Raw genomic sequence first — 26,683 nt, 5'->3', positions numbered from 1 at the left:
GGACTTATGGCAGAGAAGAAACAACAGCCATCACGTTCTAAAGAAACTGAAAATCAGACGGAATTGACACTGGAGCAGGCCAAAGAGCAGGTCGTAGAGTTAGGGAAAAAACGCGGAATCCTCGCGTATGAAGAGGTGGCTGAGAAATTATCCAGCTTCGAACTCGACTCCGATCAAATGGATGAATTTTACGAGCACCTGAATGAACAGGGCGTAGAGGTCATCGGTGATTCTGAATCGGACCCTAGTATCAAGCAGCTCGATAAGGAAGAGGAATTCGACCTCAATGACCTGAGTGTACCTCCAGGTGTGAAAATCAATGACCCGGTCCGTATGTATCTGAAAGAAATCGGCCGCGTCAATCTATTATCAGCCAAAGATGAAATCAGTCTTGCCCAGCGTATAGAAAATGGGGATGAAGAAGCGAAAAGGGATCTGGCAGAAGCCAACCTTCGTCTCGTTGTAAGTATTGCCAAGCGTTACGTCGGCCGCGGCATGCTTTTCCTTGATCTAATCCAGGAAGGGAACATGGGTCTGATCAAAGCGGTAGAAAAATTCGATTACCGCAAAGGTTACAAATTCAGTACCTATGCTACATGGTGGATCAGACAGGCGATTACCCGTGCGATTGCCGACCAGGCACGTACCATCCGTATTCCGGTTCACATGGTGGAAACGATCAACAAACTGATCCGTGTGCAGCGGCAGCTTCTTCAGGATCTCGGCCGCGAACCGACACCAGAGGAAATTGCACAGGATATGGATCTTACACCGGATAAAGTCCGTGAAATCCTTAAGATTGCCCAGGAGCCCGTATCACTGGAAACACCGATCGGGGAAGAAGACGACTCCCATCTTGGTGATTTCATTGAGGACCAGGAAGCAACCTCCCCATCTGACCATGCCGCCTATGAACTATTGAAGGAACAGCTTGAAGACGTCCTGGACACACTGACAGATAGAGAAGAAAATGTCCTGCGCCTCCGTTTTGGACTTGATGACGGACGTACGCGAACACTCGAAGAGGTCGGAAAAGTGTTCGGAGTAACCCGGGAAAGAATCCGGCAGATCGAAGCGAAAGCTCTTCGTAAGCTGAGACACCCGAGCCGCAGCAAACGCCTGAAAGACTTTATGGAATAAGAACAGCCGTAGACTCAAGGTTCTTTTACAACGCCTATGTAGGAGGATCTTGAGTTTACCTGTGTTTTGGAGGAAAGTATGCAGGATGAGCGTACGAAAACCATCATTCATGAGATTCAGTACTGGAAAGAGAGCAGGCTTCTACCCGCGGAATACTGTGACTTTCTATTGGCGTTGTACACCAAAGGCGAGGAAGAAAAACCCGGCCATGCTCCTGTACAGACCGTACAGCTGCTGGTCCCGGCCTTTGTTCTGCTCAGCCTGTTTATGATACCCCTTACATTACTTGTCATTTATTTTACTCAAATGGGGTTCATAATGCAAACAGGGCTTTTGTCGTTTTTTGTGGGATCGGTATGGTTTATAAGTGGATGGTTACACTATAAACGGACCGACTGGTATTTGATACCTTTTGTGAACGGTCTGTTGATTCTTCTAATGATGTCCATCTTCGTAGTGGATCACTGGACAACATCCGTCCAGGCTGTCTACATAACGATGCTGTTTCATTTTCTTATCTGGATCAGCGTCGGAGTGTTTATGAAAATCAGGTTTTTATTATGGAGTGGCGTAACCGCTGTCATTTTATGGATCATTTTCATTGTTTTATAAGTTTTCGGTGGTTAAGCCTTTAATAAGTAACGGTTTTCATATAAAATAAAAATAGTCGAATAGACGCGAAAAATTCATATAGGGAATACATAAGGAGGTTGCCATTCATGAGAAAGAACCCTGTGATCCCATTTGCAATTATCGCTGTACTGGGGATCGTAGCCATGATCATTGTTTCTTCTGCCGGTATCAACCAACGTGAAGCGATTCAAAGCGAGGAAGAAGGCGGAGGAGAACAGACGGAAGAAACTGCATCCGCTGATCCGGAAGAAATGTACCAGAACAAGTGTTCAAGCTGCCATGGCGGTGACTTGAGTGGAGGCGCAGGTCCGAATCTTCAGGAAGTCGGCTCCCGTTATTCAGCAGAAGAGATCCAGGACATTATCATCAATGGTAAAGGATCACAGATGCCACCTGGTCTTTATACCGGTGAGCAGGCCACTCAGCTGGCAGAATGGCTCGCTGAGAAAAAATAAGAAGTACGTGAGAAGCTTTCTGCTGCTGTCAGAAAGCTTTTCTTTATGAGAGGAACGATTTTTTATGAATGTACATCAACTATCCGAACGGCTGGCAAAGGTAGCGGAATACCTGCCTGCTGGAGCAGTATTTGCTGATATAGGGTCTGATCATGCCTATCTGCCTTGTTATGTCTGTTTAAAGGATCCACAGGCACAAGCGATAGCCGGAGAGGTTAATCAAGGCCCTTATGACAGCGCCCTGAATGAAGTGAAAGCCCATGATCTTCAATCCAGGATCGATGTCAGATTGGGAGATGGTCTCGAAGTGATCCAGCCTGGAGAAGTTAAGCAGGTCACCATCGCCGGTATGGGAGGGCCGTTAATCCGGGATATTCTGGACAGAGGCAGGGATAAGTTAACCGCCGTTAACCGCATCATCGCCCAGCCGAACATTGATGCACGCTCGATCCGTCAATGGTTTTACACGCATGGATACAGCCTGATCGACGAACAGATCATGGAAGAAGGCGGACACATCTATGAAATCCTTTCAGCAGAAAAAGGGGACCCTGCCCGTGCTTATGACCCCGCCGACTTGGACAAAGAGCTTTGGCTCGGCCCTTACCTTATGAAGGAAAGGTCAGAAGCGTTTAGGAAGAAATGGCACGAGGAAATGATCAAGAAGGAATATATCCTGGATCAAATGCAGAAGGCTTCCACTGTGGATAAAGTGAAAGTGGACACGCTTCAAAAGGAAATGAAATGGCTGCAGGAGGTTTTATCAAAATGAATAAAGTAACGGCCGGGGAAATTATAAAAACATTGGAAACATGGGCACCGAAAAGCTTTGCTTATGACTGGGACAACGTAGGGCTGCAGGTGGGCAGCCTGAACAAGCCGGTGCAGAATGTCATGGTAACGCTTGATGTTGTTGAAAGTGTAGTGGATGAGGCGGTTGAAAAAAAGGTAGATCTTATCATTGCCCATCATCCTTTGTTATTTGTGAAACTTCATCAAATCAATGTGGATACGCCAAAAGGACGGATAGTCCAGAAGCTTCTTAAACACGACATTACGGTGTATGCGGCGCACACGAACCTGGATGTTGCAGAAGGCGGAGTGAATGATGTGATGGCAGACCTCCTCGATGTTAAAAACCGCCGGCCTTTGATTCCGACAGAAACGGAAAAGCTTGTGAAACTGGCTGTTTTTGTCCCTGATTCCCACCTGGAAGCTGTAAGGGATGCGGTGAGCGAAGCAGGGGCAGGTTTTATTGGTGATTACAGCCACTGTACCTATCAGGTTTCCGGTGAAGGGACGTTCAAACCTCAAGAGGGTACAAACCCTTATCTTGGGGAGCAGGGCCGCTTGGAGCAGGTCCAGGAGAAACGTTTGGAAACCATCGTTCCACAGGATAAGCTGTCTAAAGTTCTTGAAGCGATGGAAAAAGCCCACCCGTATGAGGAAGTGGCTTATGATCTTTATCCTCTTCTCAATGAAGGCAGGACCCTCGGAATTGGAAGAGTGGGCCGGCTGGACGAGCCCATTTCCCTCCAGGATTTTGCTGACAAAGTGAAGGAGCGTTTCGACGTCCCTCATGTGCGTGTGGCAGGGAAAATGGGAAAAACCGTTCAAACGGTCGCCGTTCTGGGTGGAAGTGGAGAAAAATATATTCAAAAGGCTAAGAGAAGCGGAGCTGACGTATATGTGACCGGAGATATGACCTTCCATATGACCCAGGACGCTGTAGAGATGGGCTTACATGTGATTGATCCCGGTCACCATGTGGAGAAAGTGGTCTGCGTAAAAGTACAGCAGTATCTGGAGGAACGCTGCAATAAAGATGGAGCCTTGAACATCCTGGTGTCCGAAGTGGATACAGAGCCCTTTATAATCCAGTAAAAAAAGGATGAAAGCGGGAAGCTTTCATCCTTTTTATTATCGTTTCACTTTTTTGCGTGCTCTTACAGGAGGGAGGATTTTCTTCTGCTCGACCTTGGATTCACGAATCCAGGTAGCATCGTCCTCATGGTCAAACTGCTCAATGAACTTGATCACTTCTTTTGTGATCGGTGTTGGCGTGGAAGCACCGGCGGTAACGGCTACTTTATGAACACCTTCCAGCCATTCCAGCTGTATTTCGGTTACATCAGCAATCCGGTAGGCGGTGGTTCCGGCCTTTTCTTTGGATACCTGGGCAAGCCTGTTGGAGTTATTACTCATCGGGTCACCAACAACGAGCGTCAAATCGGCTTCACCCGCCTGTTCTGACACAGCTTCCTGGCGTACCTGTGTAGCCATGCAGATTTCCTGCTGTTTTTCAAGCTGAGGGAACTTTTCCTTGGCTTTTTCCATGACATCATAGACGTCCCATTGACTCATCGTCGTCTGGTTGGTAATCATAAGCTTATCATGATCCAGCTCCAGATTCTCGACATCCTCCTCTGTCTGTACAAGGTGGACCTTCCCGGGAGCGACGCCCATCGCCCCTTCCGGCTCAGGGTGTCCTTTTTTACCGACGTAGATGACTTCAAATCCTTCCGCAACTTTTTTGCGGATCAGGTTATGGGTGTTGGTAACATCCGGACATGTAGCATCAAGAACAGTCAGTCCTTTATCGCGGGCCCTTTCCTTCACCTGCGGGGAAACGCCGTGGGCCGTGAAAATAACCGTACCTTCATGAATACCTTCCAGCATATCGCTGCGGTTTTTACCATCGACAGTGATGATGCCTTCTTCTTTGAAGGCTTCGGTCACATGGGAGTTATGGACAATCATACCTAATATATAAATCGGGCGCGGCAGATTCTGGTCTTTTGAGGCATTTCTCGCAATGACCATGGCATCTACGACTCCGTAACAATAACCGCGAGGGGCGATTTTAATAACTTCCATTGATTAACGTCCTCCTCTTTATCCAATCGAACAACTTTTAAGATACCATCTTCATTATAAAGGGTAAAGCGTAAGTTGACAAAGAAAGCGGTGGTCAGACAACGTTATCGTGCAATTTAGGGCGCACTCTATTATAATAGGGAAGGAACATTTTACATTAAAGGAGAACGGACATGAGTAAGCATACTTTTGAACAATACGCAATTTCCTCTACAGTAAGCAGAATTGTAGAAGGTTTGGGCTTTAAACAGCCGACGCCGATCCAGCAGCAGGTGCTGCCGCCGGCATTAAGAGGGGAAAGTTTGATCGGACAATCCCACACTGGATCCGGTAAGACACATGCCTATCTGCTGGCTTTATTCAGCCGGATGGATGAGAATGCCGATGCCGTACAGTTTGTCATTACAGCACCAACACGTGAACTGGCCATCCAGATTCATGAAGAAGTGAAAAAAGCCGTGAAGCACGCAGGTAAACAAGAGATTTGGCGGTCCAAGCTGTTGATCGGTGGAACGGATAAACAGAAGATGGTGGAGAAACTGGCTTCCAATCCGCCGCACATTGTCGTAGGAACACCGGGCCGTATACTCGATATGGTCAAAGAGGAAGCGGTAGACCTTTATCAAGCCAAATCGTTCGTTCTGGACGAAGCGGATTTAATGCTGGACCTCGGATTTATCGAAGAAGTGGATCAGATTCTTGTTCGCATGGCCGAAGACGTACAAATGCTTGTTTTCTCTGCAACCATTCCTGAACGGCTGCAGCCATTCCTGAAGAAGTACTTGACCAATCCGGTCCATATTCAAATTGAGGACGATAAGCCATCTCCGGAAACGATGGAGCACCGGCTGATTCCTCTCCGGCATAAACAGCCTGGAGAAGTGATCATGGATATCACGAAGGCGATTCAACCTTATCTGGCCATTATTTTCACGAATGGCAAAGGTCTTGCAGACGAATTGGCGGAGGATTTGATGAGTCGTGGTTTGGAAACAGGTATCCTTCACGGAGGCTTGTCCCCGCGAGAGCGTAAAAGAGTCCTGAAAGAAATCCAAAACCTCCGTTATCAATACATCGTAGCGACCGACCTTGCTGCGCGTGGGATTGATATCCAGGGTGTGAGCCACGTCATCAACGCCCAGATGCCGAAGGAAGAGGAATTCTATATACACCGTGTCGGACGTACAGCAAGGGCCGGGCTGGAAGGTACAGCAATCAACCTCTATCAGGAAACCGATCTTCCATTGATCCAGAAGCTTGAGAAGAAGGGGTTGTCTTTCCAATTCTATGAAGTGAAACAAGGGGAATGGAAAGAAGTGAATGCCTATAATGAGCGGCAGATCCGTGAAAAGAAAGAAACGGATCTGGATAAACAGGCGAAACAGCTCGTCCGCCGTCCGAAAAAGGTGAAGCCGGGCTATAAGAAAAAGATGAAAAAGCAGGCGGAACAAAATAAACGCAGATTGAAGCAGAACCGCTTTAAAAAGAAATAAGAAAGGGTCGAGATCGTCATGGTTAAAATTGGTTCACACGTATCAATGAAAGGGAAGAAAATGCTTCTTGGCGCAAGTGAAGAGGCAGCTTCCTACGGATCCGGCACATTTATGATATATACAGGCGCCCCTCAAAATACGCGCCGCCGTCCAATTGAAGAATTGAATATCGAGGCAGGTCAGGAGCATATGAAGGCCAACGGTATTCAGGATATTGTCGTGCATGCCCCCTATATCATAAATGTAGGTAACACGACCAAGCCGGAAACCTTTCAACTGGGTGTTGATTTCCTGCGCAGCGAAATAGAGCGCACAGAAGCGCTGGGAGCAGGACAAATCGTTCTTCACCCGGGGTCCCACGTGGGGCAGGGAGTGGAAAAGGGTCTTCCGAAAATTATTGAAGGGCTGAATGAAGTCCTTCATAAAGATCAAAATGTCCAGATTGCCCTGGAAACGATGGCCGGCAAAGGTTCCGAAATTGGAAGAAGTTTTGATGAGCTTGCGCAGATTATTGATGGTGTCACATTGAACGAAAAGCTTTCCGTCTGTATGGATACGTGCCACATTCATGACGCAGGCTACAATGTAGTGGAGGATTTTGATGGTGTGCTGAACGAGTTTGATAAAATTGTCGGACTGGACCGCCTGAAAGTCATTCACGTCAATGATAGTAAGAACATTCAGGGAGCAGCCAAGGACCGCCATGAAAATATCGGCTTCGGTCATATCGGCTTCGATGCCCTTCATCAGGTGATTCATCACCCGCAGTTGAAGGATCTTCCAAAAATTTTGGAAACCCCGTACGTGGGGGAAGATAAGAAGAACAAAAAGCCTCCGTATCGATTTGAAATCGATATGGTTAAGCAAGGGACGTTTGATCCGGACCTTAAAGAAAAGATTCTAAAACAGTCATAAGAAAAAGGCGGGGGTCCTGAACCTTCCGCCTTTTTTTATTTCAGCCAGTCCTCGACCCCGTAGTCCTCTGCCAGTTTATGAAGCAGTTTATTTACAGAGCGGGCTGTGTCTGCGGAGGTCAGCCCGGCCAGTTTCTTCAACATTTTCTTCCGGCCATTCTTTTCAAAAGGGTTTTCCTTATTTTTTTTCAACGCTTGAACAATAGCCTGTGCCTCTCCCTCGGTAATCGGTATCCGATACTTTGTGCTGTATTGAAGCAGTTCTTTGACGGTTAACTGCTTCAATTTCTGGGTAATGAACTGTTGGGCCATCTTCTTCATCATGTCATCACCTTTTTCCACTGTTTCATACACCTTATGAATTGTGGGAATGATGTGTGTTTTACAAATCATTCACGTGTGAGTAGATAAATTGAAATCAAACACCCATTCGGTTAAGATGGCGCAATGGGTTTCATGGGCTCTTATGGTAAAGGAAGAGTCACGGGAAGGAGTGAACAGAATGAGGGATCAAAAACCAATCATTCGAACGGTCTTTGCTATGCTGTTAATGAGTCTTGTCTTTATAACTTATCATCAATGGCATCAAAACGAACAGCAGGCATTGGCAGATGAAAATAAAACGTTGGAGCAGAACAAGGAAAAGCTTGAGGGAGATAAGGAAAAGCTGTCTTCTGTCAACGACTATTTGAAGGAGCAGTCTTCAGAGAATAAACAAAAAAATGGATATCTGACATGGCCCGGGATCGAAGACCAGGCTGATATTCTGGTACAGGAAAGTGAGGGAGCCTTCAAGAAGGCCTGGGCCATGTATTTAGTGAAGGAGTCCAAACGGTATGATTTGGATCCATACCTCGTTTATGAGTTGTTGAAGGTGGAAACGGGCGGGACATTTGACCCTGAGCTTGTAGGACCTGAAACAAAGTATGGACGCGCCTACGGCATGTCCCAGTTCATGAAGAATACAGCGCCGTGGATTGCGGATATGGCTGGTCTTCCCTATGAAGAGGAGCTGCTGTTTGATCCTTACTATTCCATGCAGTTATCTCTGGTTTATCTGGATTATTTAAACAGCCGTTATCAAAACTGGGACGAGGCATTAACCGCTTATCACAGGGGAATGTCCGGTCTTGAACAGTATAAAAGTGAACATGGACATGCGGAGAGCTGGTATGCCGTAGAGATTCAGGAAAACGCTGAAGCTCATACGACACTGGCTTCAGCTGAATAATGGTAAAACCGGATGAACTCATCCGGTTTTTTTTTCTGCCATCAAATCCCTTCGTTAAATACAAGAGAAACGTCACATAATATAGGTGATTCTCCATACAGAAAGTGAGGGAATTCGCATGTACGATCCAAAAGAAACTGTTGAGAATCAAACAGAAAATGCTCCCCATCACGGGGACGCACGGGAACAGGTTCATGAAGATGAGCCGACAACGGAGCAGGTGCTGGATGAAGCGTTTGATGAAATCCAGGACAGCGATTTAAGAAAAGAATCCGGGTATGACAAGGTGGAATCCGTGGATGACCATGGCCGCGGTCCTTATCAGCCTGTTTATGGCGACAGTTATGAAGAGGAATTTGCTCAGGAGGCTGCTGTCGGTCCCATTGATGAACCAATGAATAATGGTGAGCAGGAAACGACGATGGAGGATGATGTGAAAGTAGGAATGGGCTGGCTAGGATTATCGGCCGCTATTCTTTCCTTCTTTTTTGCTCCACTGATTCTCGGTGCCGCCGGGATTATTCTTGGGATTGTCGGGAAGAGAAGGGGAGCCGATACTCTTGGAAACACGGCGATCATTATCAGTGTCGTTTCCATCGCCTTTTCTCTTTTCTTCGCTCCGTTTATCAATTTCCTGTAAAAAAAAGGGTGGACCATTATGGTCCACCCTTTTTATCTTAGGATTGCTGCTGTTCAAGCTTTTTCTGGCGCTCTTTCTCATAATGCTCTTCAGCAAGTTTATCTACTTCTTTTTTAAGCTCTTCGACCATGATGTCCTCAGGCACTTTCCGGATGATTTCTCCGTGACGGAAGAGAAGGCCTTCCCCGCGGGCACCGGCGATACCGATATCAGCTTCACGGGCCTCGCCTGGTCCATTGACTGCGCACCCAAGAACAGCTACTTTAATAGGAGCCTTGATGCTCTGGATGTATTCCTCGACCTCGTTGGCGATGGAAATCAAGTCGATTTCAATACGACCGCATGTCGGGCAGGAAATCAGCGTAGCAGCGTTGGACGCAAGTCCGAAAGTCTTCAGAAGTTCCTTCGCTACTTTTACTTCCTCTACAGGATCAGCACTTAAACTGATTCGGACGGTGCTTCCGATTCCTTTACTCAGAATGGCACCAAGACCGGCCGCACTTTTTACTGTACCTGCGAAAAGCGTCCCGGATTCTGTAATACCAAGGTGAATCGGGTAATTGAAAGCGGCCGCTGCTTTTTCATAGGCTTCAATCGCCAGTTTGACATCAGAAGCTTTCAAGGAAACGATGATGTCGTGGAAGTCGAGATCTTCAAGAATTTTAATGTGGTGAAGGGCACTCTCAACCATTCCATCAGCCGTTGGATAACCGTATTTTTCAAGGATGTGACGCTCAAGGGAACCGGCGTTGACTCCAATACGGATAGGGATGCCTTTTGCTTTTGCTGCTTTTACGACAGCTTCAACTTTTTCGCGCTTCCCAATGTTCCCCGGGTTGATCCGGATTTTATCCGCCCCGCCTTCGATCGCTTTCAATGCTTTCTTATAATCGAAGTGAATATCGACAACAAGCGGGATATTGATGCGTTTTTTGATTTCAGGGATGGCGTCAGCAGCACGATCGTCAGGGCAGGCCACACGGACGACCTGGCATCCGGCTTCCTCCAGACGTTTGATCTCAGCTACAGTAGCCTCCACATCATGGGTCTTCGTCGTGGTCATGGACTGAATGACAACTTCATCAGAACCACCTATAGTAAGGTCCCCGACTTTCACGGGACGTGTATCTTTTCTGTGCGTAATTGGCATGAATATCGCTCCTTTAAATTAAAAAAAGGGTTGCAGGATGTTTTTCCAATCTTCATTATAAGGCTAATGGCCGGAAATGAGAAGTAAGGACTCTTAAAAGCCCTGGATTTCACGTAAAGTTTGTGTAAACAGATTGGATTTCCTCGACGTGAAAAGTATATCACGAGAGGAAACGGAAGAAAATTGTTATCATTTGAAACATAGCACCACAGTTGTTCGTATGTATAGTAATAGAAGAGAGGGTGAGCGGTTATGCTTCAAACAGACTGGATAGCACTCCTGATTACATTTTTAGGAACAATGTTCCTGATTGGTGAGCTGCTTGTTAACATGCGTGGGGTTTTCGCTGTGCTGGGGCTTGGATTTATTACCGTGTTTTTTTCCAGTTACCTGGCTGTCGATATGTTCATTATTATGATGTTTGTGTACTTTCTAGGTCTTACACTTATGATTATTGATGGAAAGCTGATTAATGATGGAACACTTGCCACTATAGGTGCAGCAGCGATGATTACAGCTGTTGGTTTCAGTGCGCCTAACTGGACGGCGGGATTATACAGTGTCATTGGTGTTATTGCCGGAGGCTTTTCTGCCCTCATTTTCCTCAAGGTTTTTAAGCGCAGAAACATGTGGAATAAAATGGCGTTGAATGATCAGATGACCTCGGAGATGGGCTATAATTCCATGAATGAATCCTATCAGAAGCTTTTAGGGAAAACGGGGTCTGCGCAGACAGATATGCGTCCTTCCGGTACGATAGAGGTAGATGGAGAGGATTACAGCGCTGTCTCGAACGGCCAGTGGATTTACAAAGGAGAGCCGGTAACGGTCGCTTCTGTCGACGGGACTAAAATCATGGTCAAAAAGGTTCAGAATTAACAATTATTCACATATTCTTCATCGTTTCTTAACACTTCATTGTCATAATTTATTTGGATGATTATTCAAATGACAATGGAGTGTTTTCTAATGAACGTTAAAAGAAAGACCGGCTTATTAAGATTTACACGGGGCGGATGGCCTCTTCAGGTAAGGCTGACGCTCCTGATTATTTTACTTGTCCTTCTCTCTGTATTTGCAACAGGTTTTTTTTCCTATACGAAAGCAGAGGAAAACCAGCTGGCTCTTGTGCAGGACCGGTTGGAACGAGAGCTGCTCGTGGTTCAGGATGTAGCGCAGCAATTGATGTATGCCTTCGTAGGGGATCAGAAGGAATTCGATCAGCGTTTTCAAGGCTATGCAGATGCACAGAAAGCTCAGATGCAGCAGGATGGTCTGACAGCGGATGCATTCCTGTTCACTGAACAAGATAGATCCCCTGCAGCTCCTGGACAGGAGCAAACGAATACACAAACGATTCTCCATTTGTCGTCCACTGTTCTGTGCCATTTTCCTTACTTAAAACCTCCTCTACTTCCTCTTCGGTAAAAGCATTAAAAAGGAGTTATGAAAAGTCCATTACCAATATTGTGGATATTCTGTCTACGGTAAACGCAGCCGTCCAAAACCTTGATCAAGGGGGAAGCCGCATGGATGAATCGGCGCGGGTCCTTGATCAATCCCAGCGGGCGTTAAAGGAAGAGCTGCTTAAAGTAGATAGAACTGCTGCTGAAACAGAAGGATTTATGGAGGATCAGCAGGAAGTCTTTCGTGAACTTTCTCAAGTTTTCTCCCATTTGAAATCAGCCATGGATAACATGATGGAAAGACAAGGGCAGATGAACCAGTCGGCTGCTTCCGGTAATGACGGGGCGGAGCGCGTGGAAAGCTCCTATATGACTATAAGAAGAGAATTGAAAGAAATAACATCAAGAGTAGAATCCTTTCAGAGCTATATGCATTCGGTACAGGATTCAGGAGCTAAAATCCAGGAGCTGGCTGAGCAGACGAGGATGCTTGCTTTAAATGCTTCCATTGAGGCAGCGAGAGCCGGAGATCATGGCCGGGGATTTGCTGTTGTAGCCAGGGAAGTGGGTAAGCTGGCCGATCTTTCCCGGAACACGGCCTTGAACATCGATCAGCGAATGGCGGATCTGATCGAGCTTGGATCTGACTTTTCCAGACAGTTTCAACGTCTTTCTGTTGAAATGAATGATCAGCAGAAGCAAATGGATATTTCAAAAGCAGCTTTTCGAGATCTTTCCTCTGGAATGGAAACGTTCAACGTACAATTAGAATCCGCATACCTTCATTTGGTGGATGGAGAAGAAGTGATGCCCCGGATGCAGAAGGTCATAAAAGGGATGGACCGCCTGACAAGGGACCAGTCCTTGTCCATTGACCATTTAACCCAGGCATCAGACTGGCAGGAGGAAAATGTGAGAATGACGGAGGAATTCATAAGAGAATTGGTCGTACTGACCAAGGAACTGTCCGACATGATTACAACTAAACAGTTGGTTTATGAAGGTGGGGAGAATGTTTCTGAGCCTCATGCTTCTTAAATATCGAGCGTTTGAAAATACCTGTACATAAAGAAGGCTTCCTTGTAAAAGGGGGTCTTTTTGTTATGGAACAGACAGAGATGCATGAGAGCTAAGGAAATCACCATCCCAGGTTAGTTTGTGTGAGAAAAAACGGCAATGTAAATTTAATGTTAAGTTTTCTATTACATCTTTACAAAAGAATCATAGTTCGTTAATAATGGATGAGGTGTTTTAAAGAGAGACATACAGAAATTTTGGATGAGGAAAGGGTGGAAAACATGGAAATCGATGTGCAGCAGATGATATTCGAATTCATCGGCGGGCTAGGTATTTTCCTGTTTGGAATTAAATTTATGGGGGACGGCCTCCAAAAAGTGGCCGGAGACCGTTTGAGGGAACTTTTAGACCGTTTTACCAGCAATCCGTTAATGGGTGTCATTGCCGGTGCCGTAGTGACGATTCTCGTTCAAAGTAGTTCTACAACAACCGTTTTGACTGTTGGATTGGTTAACGCTGGATTTATGACCTTTAGACAAGCCATCGGTGTTATAATGGGTGCCAATATTGGGACGACATTTACTGCATTCATTATTGGAATTGATATTAAAGAGTATGGACTGCCGATCCTGGCTCTAGGTGCCCTGTTGATTTTCTTCTTTAAGAATAAGAAAGTATCCAATATCGGCCAGACCGTTTTTGGACTCGGTGCTTTATTCTTTGGTCTTGAATTAATGAGCGGAGGAATGAAGCCGCTGCGTTCCCTTGAAGCATTCAGGGAACTGACACTCAGTATGAGTGAGAACCCGGTACTTGGTGTCGTGATCGGTACACTGTTCACAGTAATCGTACAGAGTTCCAGTGCCACGATCGGTATTCTGCAAGGACTGTTTGGAGAAGGCCTTGTAGATATACAGGCATCTCTGCCGGTACTTTTCGGAGATAACATTGGAACAACCATCACAGCTGTCATTGCAGCGGTTGGAGCAAGTGTAGGGGCGAAGCGTGCGGCTTTTGTACACGTGATTTTCAACGTGCTCGGTGCTACCGTTTTCCTCATTCTATTGAAGCCTTTTACCTTATACGTCGAGTGGCTCCAGAACTATATGGACCTTGGACCGGAGATGACCATCGCTTTCGCGCATGGGTCGTTCAACATTGCCAACACGGTGGTCCAGTTCCCGTTCATCGCTGTTCTGGCGTGGATCGTTGTTAAACTCGTACCAGGGAATGATTCCCTGATTGAATTCAAGCCTCAGCATCTGGACCCGATCTTTATCGAGCAGTCTCCTTCTCTTGCGCTTGATCAGGCGAAGGAAGAAGTGATCCGCATGGGCGAATATGCCTATAAAGGATTGGAAGAAACGAGTCTGTATTTAAACAATAAACAGCAGAAGCATTCAGAAATTGCGATGCAGATTGAAGATGCATTGAACAACCTCGATCGGAAAATCACCGATTACCTGGTTGATCTTTCTCAAGCATCGCTTACGGACGAAGAAAGCCGGAAACACTCAGCTCTTATGGATTCTGTCCGTGATCTAGAACGGATCGGGGATCACTTTGAGAATATTATCGAGCTCATCGATTATAAGAATTCCAACAAAGTAAATCTTACTGCTCAAGCTGTCGACGACTTGAATACAATGTTCGATCTGACATTGATGACAGTGAAACAGGCAACAAAATCCCTTGAAAACATGAGCCGTGAGGAAGCACTCGCTGTTGTCCAGAAGGAAAATGAACTGGACCGGATGGAACGAAGCTATCGCAAGAAACACATCATCCGTCTGAATGAAGGAGTATGTACAGGACAGGCCGGTATCGTCTTTGTAGATATGATCAGTAATCTCGAACGGATCGGAGATCACGCTGTGAATATCGCAGAAGAAGTACTGGGAGAAAAAGAGAGTCTGTAATGAACGAGGTGAAAGCTTACCAAAGCTTTCACCTTTTTTTATAAAAATCCTTGCCGAGCCGTTCATTGCATGGTATATTATTTTTGTCGCTGAAAACGGAACGGAAAAATATGTTGACACAGTGATACATAAATGGTATATTAATTAAGTCGCTTACAGAGCGAATATGGCGGTGTAGCTCAGCTGGCTAGAGCGTACGGTTCATACCCGTGAGGTCGTGGGTTCGATTCCCTCCACCGCCACCATACATATGATCTTATCTATAAACATGGCGGTTGTGGCGAAGTGGTTAACGCACCGGATTGTGGTTCCGGCATTCGTGGGTTCGATTCCCATCAGCCGCCCCATGTGGACCCTTAGCTCAGCTGGTTAGAGCTATCGGCTCATAACCGATCGGTCGCAGGTTCGAGTCCTGCAGGGTCCACCATATAGATTCCGGAGGAGTACCCAAGTTTGGCTGAAGGGAGCGGTCTTGAAAACCGCCAGGGGGTTTACGCCCCGCGGGGGTTCGAATCCCTCCTCCTCCGCCATCTTTTCTTTTTTTATAAAGGGATATCTAAAACAGCATAGTTTTATGGCTCGGTAGCTCAGTCGGTAGAGCAACGGACTGAAAATCCGTGTGTCGGCGGTTCGATTCCGTCCCGAGCCACCATTGATTGAATGAACAAGCGGTATGCTTGTTTTTTTTATGTTTAAGACCGATACATAAGGGAATTTATAATACCGGAAGATATTCCATTTCACTGCCTTGCAAATCAGTTGCAACCGGCAGGTCTGTTTGATAATGTAAAACGAGAGGCAGAGGCTTCTTATTTTACATACTATTTTAAAGGAGGAGTTACATTATGGCTAAATTTGAACTACCAGAACTACCTTACGCATACGATGCATTGGAACCAACGATCGATAAGGAAACAATGAACATTCACCATACGAAGCACCACAACGGATATGTTACCAAGCTGAACAACGCTCTTGAAGGACATGCTGATCTTCAGGACAAATCATTGGAAGAGCTTCTTTCCAACAACCTTTCAGCTGTACCGGAAGATATCCGCACTGCTGTGCGCCGTAATGGCGGTGGTCATGCCAACCACAGTCTTTTCTGGACGATCATGTCTCCAAACGGCGGCGGTGAGCCGGCGGGAGATCTAGCTACTCAGATCAACGACACATTCGGAAGCTTTGATCAATTCAAAGAAAAATTCGAAACGACAGCAACCGGCCGTTTCGGTTCAGGCTGGGCATGGCTTGTAGTCAATAATGGCAGCCTGGAAGTGATTGATACACTAAACCAGGATTCTCCGATCATGGAAGGTAAAACACCTATCCTTGGCCTGGACGTATGGGAGCATGCGTACTACTTGAACTACCAGAACCGCCGTCCGGATTATGTTTCTGCATTCTGGAATGTTGTAAACTGGGATGAAGTAGCGAAGCGCTTCGATGCAGCTAAATAATCGTATGAAGAATAGGTAAGAGAGGGACGGATATTTCCGTCCCTCTCTTTTTGTATATCTCCATATGTTCTGAAAACACTAAAGGAGAACATAAAGGAGACATGCATATGATGAGTAAGCTGCGCACATGGCTGAGCCGCGAAAACGTTTCTAGAGATTTATTATTGTTACTTCTCATTGGAGGCTTGTACTCCCTCGGAATATTCTTATCCAGTACCTTTGTGAACATATACTTATGGAAGCAGTCCAACAGCTACACGGATATCGCTCTTTATAACCTCAGCATATACATTTTTCAGCCGCTTACCTTTATCGTTGCGGGACGGTGGGCGAAAAAGATGGACCGTGTCATTGTGCTGCGAACAGGAGTAACAGTCCTTTCGTTATTTTTCCTGACTGTGCTGGTGGTGGGGGAACGGGCGGCTTCCTTCAACTTGATGCTCGGTGCCCTGCTCGGAATCGGTTACGGTTTTTACTGGCTTGCTTATAACGTTCTGACTTTTGAAATTACAGAGCCGGATACACGAGATTTTTTTAACGGCTTTCTCGGTGTCCTGCAGTCGCTTGGCGGTATGACAGGACCCCTTTTGGCCGGCTTTATTATTTCGCGCCTCAATAACTTTACCGGGTACACAGTGATTTTCAGTGCTTCGTTTGCCTTATTTATTGTAGCCGTGCTGGTGAGTTTTGGATTATCTAGAAGAAGAGCACGGGGGAATTTTTCTTTCCGGCGGATTGTAACCGAGCGGAAGCATAATGTGGACTGGAAACGTATTTTAAATGCTCATGTAGCCCAGGGATTCAGAGAGGGAACTTTTTTGTTTGCTGTATCCATTTGGATTTTCCTGCTGACAAAAAATGAACTGTCTCTCGGAGTTTTTAATTTGGTTTACTCCGGTTTTTCATTTATGTTTTATTTTCTTGTGAGCAGATGGGTGAAACCGAAGCGGAGGAAAACATCGATCTTTATTTCAGGCCTCTGCTTATATGTCAGTGTCATCATCCTTCTATTCAGCAGCACGATGCCGCTGCTTTTATTGTACGCCGCTGTTGCCGGAGTCTTTTTTCCTTTGTTGTACGTGCCCTACGTGTCTCTCACCTATGATGTCATCGGGAGATCGTGGAATGCGGCTGAGATGCGGATCGAATATATCGTAGTTCGGGAAATTTTTTTGAATATGGGGAGAGTTCTATCCATCCTCGTTTTTTTAGGGGCCATTACATTTATTCCTCCGGAAACGGGGATTCCTTACATTCTGCTTCTTGTCGGCGGAGGACACTTCCTGATTTACTTTTTCATTCGAGGTATTGATTCGAAACCTCCCCGAGTGACACATAATTGAAACCAAACACCCATGAGCTTCTTCTATTCTCAGGACCTGAAGAAATGGTATAATAGCAGAAGGATTTTGAAAGAAGGAGAGGAGTTCATGGGGAAAAACAAACGACATAAAGATAATACACACCTTCCCTTTCGGTTGAACGTGGTGTTTTTTATTGTGTTCGTCTTATTTGCCGGAATCATTCTGCAGCTTGGAGTTGTTCAAATATTGAATGGCGAAGAAGCACAGGATGAAATTGACCGCACTGAAAATACAACAACAACCATTTCTGTGCCGCGGGGTGAAATGTATGATCGTAATGGTCAGGTGATTGTTGATAATGAACCGTTATACTCGATTACGTATACACCACCCAAAGGGGTGCAGGCCGGAGACAAGCTGGAACTTGCTCAGACATTGTCCTCTTATATTGACATGGACTATGAAAGTCTGACAGATCGTGACCTGAAGGAATATTTCTACCTGCAGAATGAGCAGGAGGTCCGTGATCGTGTAGAGGATCAAGTGACAGAAGATAAGGATAACGGCGATGTATATCAGCTGCAGCTGGACAGCATTACAGAAGAAGAGATCTCCGGCTACGATAATCAGACGAAAGAAGTCATCGCTGTGAAAAAGGAGCTTGATCAGGCGTATTCCCTGGCGCCGCATGTAATTAAGAATTCAGATATTACAGAAGCGGAATATTCCGCGGTGGCAGAAAACCTGGCGAAGCTTCCAGGCGTGAATGTAACTTCAGACTGGGAACGTACATATCCGTATGAGTCCACGTTTCGCAGTTACCTCGGAAGTATCACATCAAGTGAGCAGGGTCTCCCTAAGGATGATCTTGATTATTACATGTCTCTGGATTACAGCCGCAATGACCGTGTTGGTACAAGCGGACTTGAACAGGAATATGAGGATGTTCTACGGGGGACGAAGGAAAAGGTCCAGTATGAAACGGACAGCAACAACACCGTCATCAATTCCAAAGTCATCCGTGAAGGTCAGGCGGGAAAAGACCTGCAATTGACCATTGATATGGAGCTTCAGGAAGAAGTGAATAAAATTGTCCAGGAAGAGCTTCAATCAGCCATCGTCAATGCGCCTTCTCTAAACCGTCATCTGGAGAATGCCATTGCTGTCGTTTCCAATCCGCAGACAGGAGAAATTCTGGCGATCAGCGGACAGACCTACAACCGCAGTCCGGAAGAAGGAGAGGACCGTTTCACAGACACTTCCCATCAGGCGTTATACAATGCCTATATGCCGGGATCAACGGTTAAGGGGGCAACAGTTCTGACAGGTCTTCATGAAGGTGTCGTTACACCGAATACATGGATCAATGACAAACCTATTACAATAGCCGGCAGCCAAAAAGCATCATACACGTCGGGGATCGGATCTGTTAACGATATAGCTGCCCTGCAGCAATCCTCCAACGTCTACATGTTTTTCCTAGCTATGTATCTTGGTGGAGAAACAAGCAATCAATATAATATGAATGCTTTGAAACTGGAAGATGAAACGTTAGACAAGTTCGTTTACAATTTCAACCAGTTCGGGCTGGGCGTCACCACTGGAATTGACTTTCCGTATGAGGCAACTGGAGTCAATGGTACACTTCAAAACCCTGGGGAAATCCTCGACTTTTCCATCGGGCAGTTCAATACGTATACAGCGATGCAGTTGAATCAATACGTCTCGACAATTGCAAATGGCGGCGACCGTATACGTCCGAGTCTCGTCAACAGTGTCCACGAACCATCCAGCAGCGAGGGACTCGGTCCGGTTTATAAAGATTATACGCCGGAGGTGCTGAACCAGCTTGATATGGATTCGTCCTATATTGAGCGTGTACAGGAAGGCTTCAGGCAGGTGGCCCAGACGAGCGAAGGAACGGCGAGTTCCATATTCTCGAAGCAGCCCTATGCCCAGTATGATATGGCTGTGAAGACAGGTACGGCACAGGCGTCTAAAACAGTTTTCAGTGAAGACGGAGAGAGAACCACCTACGATGAGCTTCTGAACAAAACTTTGGTCGGCTATGCCCCATCGGATAATCCGGAAATTGCCTTTTCCATCATTTCTCCTTACCTGGGAGAAGGGGCAACAAGTACGTTCAACATCAGCAATAACATTGGTGCCCGGATTGGTGAGGCGTACTTCGAGCTGAAAGAAGCACGGGAAAATGGTACCGCTGACGAAGGACCGGATGAACAAGAGAATAACAACGGAGAAGATGCAGAAACTGAGGAGTGATACACAACGTATCACTCCTTTTTTATACGAAGACGGAGAAATATAGCGTAAAAATAAGTCATTTCCCAATCTTTTTCGCTAAAAAACCTCAATTTACAAAACCTTTACGTTTCATTCATATGTTATTAAAACTCCGTCGTTAGTATATAAAATGTGAGTTGGCCAAGCGGCCGGCAGCATTAAATATTTATAAATAATAGGGGGAGAAAGAAATGAAAAACTTCAAGAGTTTAGCATTAATGCTTGCATTCATCCTTGTAGTAGGAGTGCTTGCAGCATGTGGTGGTTCCGAGGAAGGCAACACAGAAGAACAGGACAGCACAAGCGGTGAAGGTTCTGGAGAAGAAAGCTCCGAAGAAGTATCCGGCCCAATCGACATTGATGGTTCTTCTACTGTGTTCCCGATCATGGAAAACTTAACTTATTCCTATCAGCAGGAACAACCGGAAGTTGACGCAACATTGAACTCTTCTGGTTCCGGCGGTGGATTCAAAAAATCTACAGTTGGTGAAATTGATCTAAGTAACGCTTCCCGTGAGATCAAGGAAGAAGAAAAATCAATCGCTGAAGAAAATGATATTACTCTTGAGCCTCTAGAGCTGGCTTACGATGGTCTTTCTGTAGTAGTGAGTGCTGAAAATGATTTCGCTGAAGAGCTTACAATCGATCAGCTTAAGCAGATTTTCCTCGACTCTTCTGACGCTCAAATGTGGTCTGACATTAACCCTGACTGGCCTGAGGAACAAATTAAAATCTTCAGCCCTGGTCATGATTCCGGTACATTCGACTACTTCAACGAAGTTGTTCTTGAAGAAGAGCCGATGAAAGAAGGCGAAAACACAACTCTTTCTGAGGATGACAACGTTCTTGTACGTGGAATTAAAGACAATCCAAACGCGATCGGATTCTTTGGATATGCCTACTACGCTGAAAACCAGGACAGCCTGAAAGCTCTTGCCATTTCTGAAGGTGAAGGCGAAGCTGTTGAACCGAATCCGGAAACGATCCAGGATGGTTCATACACGCCACTTTCCCGCCCGCTATTCACATATGTAAACGTGAATGCTTATAAAGAAAAAGCGCAGGTTCGTGACTTTGTAGAGTACACGTTGAACAATGCTGGTAAAGCAGCTGAAGAAGTTGGTTATGTAGCTCTTCCAGACGAGAAATATCAAGAACAGCTTGATACAGTTCAAGGCTGGGCAGAGTAAGTTACTTTAAAACCTAACAAGGAGGGTGAGGCTGATTCCAGTCTCACCCTGCCTTATGGATGAGAGGAGTTTAATGATGGACAAAGGTTTGCAATCAGAGGGGAATATGATTGACGTCCAGCAGATGATTGAGAACAATAAGAAAAAGAAAACGGTCGGTGAAAGAATAGAGAAAATCATCCCGTTTTTCCTGTTACTTTGTGCAGCAGTAAGTGTTCTCACGACACTGGGTATTTTATTTACTTTATTAAGAGAATCGATCGGATTTTTCTCCGATGTTTCAATTGTTAATTTCTATACAGGATCAAACTGGTCTCCGTGGTCCGGCGAATATGGGGTTGCTCCGTTAATCGGTGGTACACTGCTTGTTACGCTGATTGCAACACTTGTTGCAGTTCCACTTGGACTAATGGCAGCCATTTTCTTGAGTGAGTATGCGAATGATAAAGTTAGAAGGGTCATCAAGCCTATCCTGGAAGTACTGGCTGGTATTCCTACAGTCGTCTACGGATATTTTGCTTTGACGTTCATCACTCCAATGTTTCAATCTATTATTCCTGATCTTGGAATTTTCAACGCCTTAAGCGCAGGGGTTGTCGTAGGAATTATGATTATTCCTATGGTTGCATCCCTTTCTGAAGATGCCATGAACTCTGTACCGAATGCTCTACGTGAAGGTGCGTATGGTCTGGGAGCTACGAAATTGGAAGTTGTAGTAAAGGTTGTTCTTCCAGCCGCTCTTTCCGGAATCGTTGCCTCTATTGTACTTGCTATTTCCCGTGCAATTGGGGAAACGATGATTGTAACGATTGCGGCCGGCGCTACACCGAATCTTACTTTCAACCCGACAGAGTCCATCCAGACGATGACTGCCTTTATTGTACAGGCTGCAACAGGGGATACGACATTCGGATCCACGATTTATTACAGCCTTTATGCAGTAGGTATGACCTTGTTTGTATTCACCTTGGTCATGAACCTGATTGCCCAGTACATTTCGCGTAAGTTCAGGGAGGAATATTAATGCTTGGACAGAATGAACAAAATATGAAGAAGCGCATGGAAGGCAGAGTAACCGCAAATAAAATCTCCATGGTTTTATTTGGACTTGCTACAGCTGTCGGCCTGATCGTTCTAGTTTTACTATTTTACCGTGTGTTGACTCAAGGGGTTGGATACCTCAGCTTGGATTATCTTTTAAACTTTCCTGCTCCGTACCCGGAAGAGGCAGGGATATATGCCGGCTTGATCGGGTCGATTTTCTTAATGGTCATCGTTGCCGTGTTTGCCATCATTATTGGTGTAGCAACAGCCATTTATCTTGAAGAATACGCACCCCAAAATCGCTTTACAGACTTTATTCGTGTGAATATCCAAAACCTTGCCGGCGTTCCGTCGATTGTGTTTGGACTTCTGGGATTAACTTTCTTTGTCTATATGTTCAGCTTTGGGTACACCCTTCTTGCGGGTGGTTTAACCATGGCACTTCTTATTCTTCCTGTTATCGTTGTGGCAGCGCAGGAAGCTGTCCGGTCTGTACCGTCTGAAATCAAGGAAGCTTCCTATGGAATGGGAGCCTCCAAGTGGCAGACGATTGCCCGCGTGATACTTCCAGCGGCAATACCAGGAATATTGACAGGTGCCATCATTGCGTTGTCACGGGCCATTGGGGAAACAGCTCCGTTGATTATTGTCGGAGCAGCTACAGCTATTTATACACTGCCGGATTCACTGCTTGCGAAGTATACAGTGATGCCGATTCAAATTTATAACTGGACGGGCAGACCACAGGAAGAGTGGCAGTATGTAGCCGGTGCGGGGATCATTATTCTACTGGCTGTCCTGCTTTTGATGAACTCAATCGCTGTCTTGATCCGGAACAAATATCAGAGACGCTTTTAATTAGGATGAGGAGGGTTTCATTATGAGTAAAGTAATGGAAGAGAAAACAAACGTGAGAAACGAACAAACAAAAAAACCTGAAGTGAAATCAGAGGTAAAAAAAGAGAAAACCAACAGCATCATCGAAGTGAATGATTTGAACCTATGGTACGGATCCGATCAGGCTCTTTATGAAGTAAGCATGGGTATTCCACAGGAACGGGTAACGGCTATTATCGGGCCTTCAGGCTGTGGTAAATCTACGTTCCTAAAGACATTGAACCGTATGGTTGAAATGGTGCCGATTGTTAAAACGTCTGGTTCTATTAAATATCGCGAACAGGATATCTTCAGCAGTAAATTCAAGGAAGAATACCTTCGTACAAAAGTGGGGATGGTTTTCCAAAAGCCGAACCCATTCCCTAAGTCCATCTATGATAACGTTGCTTACGGTCCACGTATTCATGGTGTGAAAAAGAAAGAAATTCTCGATCAGATTGTTGAAAAGAGTCTGAAAGGGGCAGCCATCTGGGATGAGTTGAAAGACCGTCTTCATGAGAACGCGTATGGATTGTCCGGCGGTCAGCAGCAGCGTGTGTGTATTGCCCGTGCCCTCGCTGTAGAACCTGACGTTATCCTTATGGATGAGCCGACTTCAGCCTTAGACCCTATTTCTACAGCAAAAGTAGAGGAATTGGTTCAGGAACTGAAGGAGAAGTACAGCATTGTCATTGTCACACACAATATGCAGCAGGCAGCGCGTATTTCTGATAAAACGGCCTTCTTCCTAAATGGGGAGCTTATTGAATATGCCGATACAGATAACCTGTTCCAAAACCCTCAGGATAAGCGTACAGAGGATTATATTACAGGACGGTTCGGCTAATTCGGGAAGGGGTATTCTATGTCCATTCGTGTTCACTTTGAGGAAGAACTTGAAAGTATAAAAGAACAAATTAAGGATTTAGCTATCGATGTCAAGTACTCCCTTGATACAGCCATCCATCTGTTGTATCAGGGAGATGTGGAGGCAGCTGAAAAATTAATTGAAGATGATGCGGTGATCGATGCAAAGGAAGAAAAAATCAACGAGGACGCCATTTTAATGCTTGCCAAGCAGCAGCCCGTTGCCCGGGATTTACGAAGAATTGTAACAGCCATTAAGATTTCTTCTGATTTGGAGCGGATGGCGGATCACTCTACAAACATTGCCAAGGCGACGATTCACCTCGGAAAAAATCATGGGATTCAGATTGACCCTGAGCTTCGGGAGATGGCCATTTTAGCGATGGATATGGTGGATTTGGCTGTGAAAGCCTTTGAACACGAAGACATTTCCCTGGCGAATAAGCTTGCAGAAATGGATGATGTCGTTGACCGGAAGTGCGGGGATGTAGTGAAGCAGATGCTTGAATTCACGGCCATCAATCCTGAACAGGTGCAGCATGTCATGCAGATGGCTTATATAGCCCGATATATAGAACGATATGCCGATCACATCACGAACATCGGTGAAAGTATCTTCTATCAAGTTAAAGGAAGAACGTATGATTTAAATTAATTAATAAAAAGCGTCTGGATATGGATATTCAGACGCTTTTTGTCATACCACCTGTAAGAAGAAAATAAAAAGACCGTAAGAGCACTCTACACGCTCTTGCGGTCTTTTTACATACGTTTATTTTGAAGTCATGGCCCCGGCCATTTCTTCGAACGACATGGTTGACTTGACTGTGGCCTGGCCGATTTGGATATACCGGCTGTAACCGCCGTCTTCCATAAATGCAGTAAAATCATCCGCATCCTCAATGATGCCGGCATCCACTAATTTTTCACCGATTTCGGGAGTTGTCGTACCTTCGGCAATATCAATGGTATACGTTGTCTCCCCGGAACTGGATGGTTCTGCTTTTCGGGTTGACGGATTTTCAGCTTTTACCGCTGCCCATTCCTCATTGGAGAGTACCCGGTATCCAGACTGCTCCAGATCGTCCAGCATATCTTGTTCACTCATAGATTCTGTAATCACTTCCGCTTCAGGGGATTCCGTATTCCAGTATGTTATTCCTAGAACAGCGGTTGATGTCAGTAATCCTATGGAAAAGGCCTGTATCCACTGCTTCATGATTGAACTCCCTGCTTCGGTCGGTGGACCATGGCAAGAACCTCATCTTCACTCAAATTCGTCTGCTTCGCTATGTAATGGGTTTTATAACCCTTTTGATACATGGTAAGCACCGTATCTGCTGCATTCAGTGGTGTGGAAGGCCTGCTTGTTTGTTTTTGATTGTGCTGATCGACAATTTCCTGTGTCAAATCTCCAGCAAGCAATTCCTCTTCAAGGACTTTCATTTTTTTCTTCATTTGATAATCGTTCTGCATCATTGTCAAGTTCATCTGTTCCATTTGATTCTCCAACTGTTTGATGCGGTCTTTAGCAAAGAAGGAAAGAATGAAAAAAACAATAGCTGCGCCCGCCAGCGCTGCAACTGCATAAAACATAATATCACTCCTAAACGAATCCCTGTTTATTTATATCATACAAATCACGGCATGGCTATGGGATATTCAGCCGTTTTTACTGGAATATTCACTTGAAAGACAGGCAGGTTTTTGTTATTATGAGTAAGTCTGATAATGTGATTAAGTCAGTGATTAGATACTAGGAGGAATGAACATGCGTGTAAACATTACACTTGCCTGCACTGAAACAGGTGACCGCAACTATATTAGTACTAAAAACAAACGTAAAAACCCTGAGCGCATCGAGCTTATGAAATACAGCCCGCGCGTTGGTAAGCACACACTTCACCGCGAAACGAAGTAAGCAGTAGGATTTATTCCTACTGTTTTTTTTATACATATCGGAGGTGACGGGATGGATAAAACAGCGTACCGCTTTAAAGGAAAAAGCATCCTTCATAACATATCATTAAGAGAGAAACAGTCCATTGAATCATCCATGTATCAGAGCTTATTCTCCAGTGAAGAATGGAGAAAGGCCAAGATTATAGGAGTCACTCTTTCGCAGGACCATGAATGGTCTACAGAGCCGATCATAGAAGAAGGCTGGAAAGCAGGGAAGACCATTGCGGCGCCCCGGTGTCTGCCTAAGGAAAAGCAGCTGGAATTTTATCAGCTGGACAGCTACAATCAGTTGGAGCGCGTTTATTTTGGATTAAGGGAGCCGGTGCGGGATAAAGATTGGTTCGTTGAAAAGAATGCTATTGATCTGCTGCTCGTTCCCGGACTGCTGTTCGATTCCAAAGGGTACAGAATTGGTTATGGTGGGGGATACTATGACCGTTATATTGAAGGCTTTAGAGGGAAGACGATGATGATGGCTTCAGAAAAACAGCGCGAGGATACCCTTCCGTTTGAGGACTATGATCAGCGGGTGGAATATGTTCTCACAGAAAAAGGGATTCATTCCACCTATACTCTGTAATACAATACTGGTTTAAAAATCAAAAGAAGCTTGTATAAGGGAAGAGAGCTGAACAGAAACTAGGCGTATCCAATCACAAATGAGGTGTCTTACATGCGTCTATTCTTTCGGTGGATCTTCATTATCGGGTCTTTGATTACAGCGTTATACAAGTATCGTTACCAAGCCCTGGATGTAGTCACGAGATTTCCTGCCCTGCGCCGGATGCTTGTACGTTTTTC

At 45.5% G+C, this 26,683-nt stretch carries 28 protein-coding genes and 5 tRNA genes; 28 read left to right on the top strand and 5 right to left on the bottom strand.

Annotated features, from left to right (window positions below):
* Positions 1-6 precede the first annotated feature (6 nt).
* The 5 genes from rpoD to ACXAGL_RS00440 all read left to right on the top strand — a co-directional run bounded on the left by rpoD (position 7) and on the right by ACXAGL_RS00440 (position 4,112).
* Positions 7-1,140 (top strand): RNA polymerase sigma factor RpoD, encoded by a 1,134-nt coding sequence (rpoD, locus tag ACXAGL_RS00460; protein ID WP_027955371.1) that lies wholly within the window; start codon positions 7-9, stop codon positions 1,138-1,140.
* A gap of 78 nt (positions 1,141-1,218) precedes the next feature.
* A complete protein-coding gene (locus ACXAGL_RS00455; RefSeq protein WP_474989401.1) occupies positions 1,219-1,752 on the top strand; it encodes a hypothetical protein in 534 nt (177 codons plus the stop codon).
* Positions 1,753-1,859: 107 nt separating this feature from the next.
* Positions 1,860-2,228, top strand: a complete 369-nt coding sequence (gene cccA, locus ACXAGL_RS00450) for a cytochrome c550 (RefSeq protein WP_474989399.1) — start codon at positions 1,860-1,862, stop codon at positions 2,226-2,228.
* A 64-nt stretch (positions 2,229-2,292) separates the two neighbouring features.
* Entirely contained in the window at positions 2,293-3,000 is a 708-nt protein-coding gene (locus ACXAGL_RS00445) for a tRNA (adenine(22)-N(1))-methyltransferase (RefSeq protein WP_474989397.1), read from the top strand.
* On the top strand, positions 2,997-4,112 hold the full coding sequence (locus tag ACXAGL_RS00440) for a Nif3-like dinuclear metal center hexameric protein (RefSeq protein ID WP_474989395.1): 1,116 nt from the start codon (positions 2,997-2,999) through the stop codon (positions 4,110-4,112). The genes ACXAGL_RS00445 and ACXAGL_RS00440 overlap by 4 nt, the downstream gene beginning before the upstream one ends.
* Positions 4,113-4,148: 36 nt before the next feature.
* Here the strand turns inward: ACXAGL_RS00440 and ACXAGL_RS00435 are convergent, their stop codons facing one another.
* Positions 4,149-5,105: a 4-hydroxy-3-methylbut-2-enyl diphosphate reductase gene (locus tag ACXAGL_RS00435; RefSeq protein ID WP_027955376.1), complete on the bottom strand. Its 957-nt coding sequence runs from the start codon at positions 5,103-5,105 to the stop codon at positions 4,149-4,151.
* A 173-nt stretch (positions 5,106-5,278) separates the two neighbouring features.
* Between ACXAGL_RS00435 and ACXAGL_RS00430 the strand changes: the two genes are divergently transcribed.
* Together ACXAGL_RS00430 and ACXAGL_RS00425 are read left to right on the top strand one after the other, a co-directional pair.
* Positions 5,279-6,598, top strand: coding sequence for a DEAD/DEAH box helicase (locus ACXAGL_RS00430; RefSeq protein ID WP_474969010.1), 1,320 nt, complete (start codon positions 5,279-5,281; stop codon positions 6,596-6,598).
* A gap of 18 nt (positions 6,599-6,616) precedes the next feature.
* Positions 6,617-7,513, top strand: a complete 897-nt coding sequence (locus ACXAGL_RS00425) for a deoxyribonuclease IV (protein WP_474969009.1) — start codon at positions 6,617-6,619, stop codon at positions 7,511-7,513.
* A 35-nt stretch (positions 7,514-7,548) separates the two neighbouring features.
* Here the strand turns inward: ACXAGL_RS00425 and ACXAGL_RS00420 are convergent, their stop codons facing one another.
* Complete coding sequence (locus ACXAGL_RS00420) at positions 7,549-7,854, bottom strand: DUF2624 family protein (protein WP_474989393.1); 306 nt, start codon at positions 7,852-7,854, stop codon at positions 7,549-7,551.
* 160 nt (positions 7,855-8,014) lie between these two features.
* Here ACXAGL_RS00420 and ACXAGL_RS00415 point away from each other — a divergent pair, with 160 nt between their 5' ends.
* Both ACXAGL_RS00415 and ACXAGL_RS00410 read left to right on the top strand, forming a co-directional pair.
* Complete coding sequence (locus tag ACXAGL_RS00415) at positions 8,015-8,743, top strand: lytic transglycosylase domain-containing protein (RefSeq protein ID WP_474969007.1); 729 nt, start codon at positions 8,015-8,017, stop codon at positions 8,741-8,743.
* A 118-nt stretch (positions 8,744-8,861) separates the two neighbouring features.
* Positions 8,862-9,383 carry a hypothetical protein gene (locus ACXAGL_RS00410; protein WP_474969006.1) on the top strand — a complete coding sequence of 174 codons (522 nt, stop codon included), beginning with the start codon at positions 8,862-8,864 and terminating at the stop codon, positions 9,381-9,383.
* Between the two features lie 37 nt (positions 9,384-9,420).
* Here the strand turns inward: ACXAGL_RS00410 and ispG are convergent, their stop codons facing one another.
* Positions 9,421-10,527: a flavodoxin-dependent (E)-4-hydroxy-3-methylbut-2-enyl-diphosphate synthase gene (ispG, locus tag ACXAGL_RS00405; RefSeq protein WP_474970417.1), complete on the bottom strand. Its 1,107-nt coding sequence runs from the start codon at positions 10,525-10,527 to the stop codon at positions 9,421-9,423.
* Positions 10,528-10,785: 258 nt separating this feature from the next.
* On the opposite strand from ispG, the gene ACXAGL_RS00400 reads away from it, so the two are divergent.
* The 17 genes from ACXAGL_RS00400 (at position 10,786) to phoU (ending at position 24,575) form a co-directional block, all read left to right on the top strand.
* The gene (locus ACXAGL_RS00400) at positions 10,786-11,412 is read left to right on the top strand and encodes an NfeD family protein (protein WP_027955383.1); all 627 of its coding nucleotides are present in this window, start codon (positions 10,786-10,788) and stop codon (positions 11,410-11,412) included.
* Positions 11,413-11,502: 90 nt separating this feature from the next.
* Positions 11,503-11,961, top strand: coding sequence for a hypothetical protein (locus tag ACXAGL_RS00395; RefSeq protein WP_474989391.1), 459 nt, complete (start codon positions 11,503-11,505; stop codon positions 11,959-11,961).
* A 101-nt stretch (positions 11,962-12,062) separates the two neighbouring features.
* Complete coding sequence (locus ACXAGL_RS00390) at positions 12,063-12,977, top strand: methyl-accepting chemotaxis protein (protein ID WP_474989389.1); 915 nt, start codon at positions 12,063-12,065, stop codon at positions 12,975-12,977.
* Between the two features lie 260 nt (positions 12,978-13,237).
* On the top strand, positions 13,238-14,875 hold the full coding sequence (locus tag ACXAGL_RS00385; RefSeq protein ID WP_474989387.1) for a Na/Pi cotransporter family protein: 1,638 nt from the start codon (positions 13,238-13,240) through the stop codon (positions 14,873-14,875).
* 168 nt (positions 14,876-15,043) lie between these two features.
* Positions 15,044-15,120 (top strand) — tRNA-Met (locus tag ACXAGL_RS00380).
* Between the two features lie 26 nt (positions 15,121-15,146).
* Positions 15,147-15,222 (top strand) — tRNA-His (locus ACXAGL_RS00375).
* Between the two features lie 3 nt (positions 15,223-15,225).
* A tRNA-Ile gene (locus ACXAGL_RS00370) sits at positions 15,226-15,302 on the top strand.
* 10 nt (positions 15,303-15,312) lie between these two features.
* Positions 15,313-15,405 (top strand) — tRNA-Ser (locus ACXAGL_RS00365).
* Between the two features lie 46 nt (positions 15,406-15,451).
* Positions 15,452-15,527, top strand: a tRNA-Phe gene (locus ACXAGL_RS00360).
* A 193-nt stretch (positions 15,528-15,720) separates the two neighbouring features.
* On the top strand, positions 15,721-16,335 hold the full coding sequence (locus tag ACXAGL_RS00355; RefSeq protein ID WP_027955386.1) for a superoxide dismutase: 615 nt from the start codon (positions 15,721-15,723) through the stop codon (positions 16,333-16,335).
* A 107-nt stretch (positions 16,336-16,442) separates the two neighbouring features.
* Positions 16,443-17,678: an MFS transporter gene (locus tag ACXAGL_RS00350; RefSeq protein WP_474969003.1), complete on the top strand. Its 1,236-nt coding sequence runs from the start codon at positions 16,443-16,445 to the stop codon at positions 17,676-17,678.
* 87 nt (positions 17,679-17,765) lie between these two features.
* Positions 17,766-19,922, top strand: coding sequence for a peptidoglycan D,D-transpeptidase FtsI family protein (locus ACXAGL_RS00345; protein ID WP_474989385.1), 2,157 nt, complete (start codon positions 17,766-17,768; stop codon positions 19,920-19,922).
* A gap of 212 nt (positions 19,923-20,134) precedes the next feature.
* Positions 20,135-21,133, top strand: a complete 999-nt coding sequence (locus ACXAGL_RS00340; protein WP_474969001.1) for a PstS family phosphate ABC transporter substrate-binding protein — start codon at positions 20,135-20,137, stop codon at positions 21,131-21,133.
* Positions 21,134-21,209: 76 nt separating this feature from the next.
* Positions 21,210-22,157, top strand: a complete 948-nt coding sequence (gene pstC / locus ACXAGL_RS00335; RefSeq protein WP_474969000.1) for a phosphate ABC transporter permease subunit PstC — start codon at positions 21,210-21,212, stop codon at positions 22,155-22,157.
* Positions 22,157-23,035, top strand: coding sequence for a phosphate ABC transporter permease PstA (pstA, locus tag ACXAGL_RS00330; RefSeq protein ID WP_474989383.1), 879 nt, complete (start codon positions 22,157-22,159; stop codon positions 23,033-23,035). Before pstC ends, pstA begins: the two co-directional genes overlap by 1 nt.
* Positions 23,036-23,057: 22 nt before the next feature.
* Positions 23,058-23,900, top strand: a complete 843-nt coding sequence (gene pstB / locus ACXAGL_RS00325; protein WP_474968998.1) for a phosphate ABC transporter ATP-binding protein PstB — start codon at positions 23,058-23,060, stop codon at positions 23,898-23,900.
* An 18-nt stretch (positions 23,901-23,918) separates the two neighbouring features.
* A complete protein-coding gene (phoU, locus tag ACXAGL_RS00320; protein WP_474968997.1) occupies positions 23,919-24,575 on the top strand; it encodes a phosphate signaling complex protein PhoU in 657 nt (218 codons plus the stop codon).
* Positions 24,576-24,692: 117 nt separating this feature from the next.
* Here the strand turns inward: phoU and ACXAGL_RS00315 are convergent, their stop codons facing one another.
* A complete protein-coding gene (locus ACXAGL_RS00315; protein ID WP_474989381.1) occupies positions 24,693-25,139 on the bottom strand; it encodes a hypothetical protein in 447 nt (148 codons plus the stop codon).
* Positions 25,136-25,516, bottom strand: a complete 381-nt coding sequence (locus ACXAGL_RS00310) for a DUF6115 domain-containing protein (protein ID WP_474971232.1) — start codon at positions 25,514-25,516, stop codon at positions 25,136-25,138. The genes ACXAGL_RS00315 and ACXAGL_RS00310 overlap by 4 nt, the downstream gene beginning before the upstream one ends.
* Before the next feature lie 175 nt (positions 25,517-25,691).
* Between ACXAGL_RS00310 and rpmG the strand changes: the two genes are divergently transcribed.
* Both rpmG and ACXAGL_RS00300 read left to right on the top strand, forming a co-directional pair.
* On the top strand, positions 25,692-25,841 hold the full coding sequence (gene rpmG / locus ACXAGL_RS00305; RefSeq protein WP_027955394.1) for a 50S ribosomal protein L33: 150 nt from the start codon (positions 25,692-25,694) through the stop codon (positions 25,839-25,841).
* A gap of 51 nt (positions 25,842-25,892) precedes the next feature.
* A complete protein-coding gene (locus ACXAGL_RS00300) occupies positions 25,893-26,462 on the top strand; it encodes a 5-formyltetrahydrofolate cyclo-ligase (RefSeq protein WP_474989379.1) in 570 nt (189 codons plus the stop codon).
* Positions 26,463-26,683: the final 221 nt, after the last annotated feature.

The sequence above is a fragment of the Halobacillus sp. ABA4_118 genome (assembly GCF_056160205.1).
Note: the sequence above shows the minus strand (reverse complement) of the source record. Positions and strands in the feature narration are given on the sequence as shown.

Excerpts from the sequence above, each read along its gene's own strand:
- rpoD (WP_027955371.1), top strand. The coding sequence starts at position 7 with ATGGCAGAGAAGAAACAACAGCCATCACGTTCTAAAGAAACTGAAAAT.
- ACXAGL_RS00455 (WP_474989401.1), top strand. The coding sequence starts at position 1,219 with ATGCAGGATGAGCGTACGAAAACCATCATTCATGAGATTCAGTACTGG.
- cccA (WP_474989399.1), top strand. The coding sequence starts at position 1,860 with ATGAGAAAGAACCCTGTGATCCCATTTGCAATTATCGCTGTACTGGGG.
- ACXAGL_RS00445 (WP_474989397.1), top strand. The coding sequence starts at position 2,293 with ATGAATGTACATCAACTATCCGAACGGCTGGCAAAGGTAGCGGAATAC.
- ACXAGL_RS00440 (WP_474989395.1), top strand. The coding sequence starts at position 2,997 with ATGAATAAAGTAACGGCCGGGGAAATTATAAAAACATTGGAAACATGG.
- ACXAGL_RS00435 (WP_027955376.1), bottom strand. The coding sequence starts at position 5,105 with ATGGAAGTTATTAAAATCGCCCCTCGCGGTTATTGTTACGGAGTCGTA.
- ACXAGL_RS00430 (WP_474969010.1), top strand. The coding sequence starts at position 5,279 with ATGAGTAAGCATACTTTTGAACAATACGCAATTTCCTCTACAGTAAGC.
- ACXAGL_RS00425 (WP_474969009.1), top strand. The coding sequence starts at position 6,617 with ATGGTTAAAATTGGTTCACACGTATCAATGAAAGGGAAGAAAATGCTT.
- ACXAGL_RS00415 (WP_474969007.1), top strand. The coding sequence starts at position 8,015 with ATGAGGGATCAAAAACCAATCATTCGAACGGTCTTTGCTATGCTGTTA.
- ACXAGL_RS00410 (WP_474969006.1), top strand. The coding sequence starts at position 8,862 with ATGTACGATCCAAAAGAAACTGTTGAGAATCAAACAGAAAATGCTCCC.
- ACXAGL_RS00400 (WP_027955383.1), top strand. The coding sequence starts at position 10,786 with ATGCTTCAAACAGACTGGATAGCACTCCTGATTACATTTTTAGGAACA.
- ACXAGL_RS00395 (WP_474989391.1), top strand. The coding sequence starts at position 11,503 with ATGAACGTTAAAAGAAAGACCGGCTTATTAAGATTTACACGGGGCGGA.
- ACXAGL_RS00390 (WP_474989389.1), top strand. The coding sequence starts at position 12,063 with ATGGATGAATCGGCGCGGGTCCTTGATCAATCCCAGCGGGCGTTAAAG.
- ACXAGL_RS00385 (WP_474989387.1), top strand. The coding sequence starts at position 13,238 with ATGGAAATCGATGTGCAGCAGATGATATTCGAATTCATCGGCGGGCTA.
- ACXAGL_RS00355 (WP_027955386.1), top strand. The coding sequence starts at position 15,721 with ATGGCTAAATTTGAACTACCAGAACTACCTTACGCATACGATGCATTG.
- ACXAGL_RS00350 (WP_474969003.1), top strand. The coding sequence starts at position 16,443 with ATGATGAGTAAGCTGCGCACATGGCTGAGCCGCGAAAACGTTTCTAGA.
- ACXAGL_RS00345 (WP_474989385.1), top strand. The coding sequence starts at position 17,766 with ATGGGGAAAAACAAACGACATAAAGATAATACACACCTTCCCTTTCGG.
- ACXAGL_RS00340 (WP_474969001.1), top strand. The coding sequence starts at position 20,135 with ATGAAAAACTTCAAGAGTTTAGCATTAATGCTTGCATTCATCCTTGTA.
- pstC (WP_474969000.1), top strand. The coding sequence starts at position 21,210 with ATGGACAAAGGTTTGCAATCAGAGGGGAATATGATTGACGTCCAGCAG.
- pstA (WP_474989383.1), top strand. The coding sequence starts at position 22,157 with ATGCTTGGACAGAATGAACAAAATATGAAGAAGCGCATGGAAGGCAGA.
- pstB (WP_474968998.1), top strand. The coding sequence starts at position 23,058 with ATGAGTAAAGTAATGGAAGAGAAAACAAACGTGAGAAACGAACAAACA.
- phoU (WP_474968997.1), top strand. The coding sequence starts at position 23,919 with ATGTCCATTCGTGTTCACTTTGAGGAAGAACTTGAAAGTATAAAAGAA.
- ACXAGL_RS00315 (WP_474989381.1), bottom strand. The coding sequence starts at position 25,139 with ATGAAGCAGTGGATACAGGCCTTTTCCATAGGATTACTGACATCAACC.
- ACXAGL_RS00310 (WP_474971232.1), bottom strand. The coding sequence starts at position 25,516 with ATGTTTTATGCAGTTGCAGCGCTGGCGGGCGCAGCTATTGTTTTTTTC.
- rpmG (WP_027955394.1), top strand. The coding sequence starts at position 25,692 with ATGCGTGTAAACATTACACTTGCCTGCACTGAAACAGGTGACCGCAAC.
- ACXAGL_RS00300 (WP_474989379.1), top strand. The coding sequence starts at position 25,893 with ATGGATAAAACAGCGTACCGCTTTAAAGGAAAAAGCATCCTTCATAAC.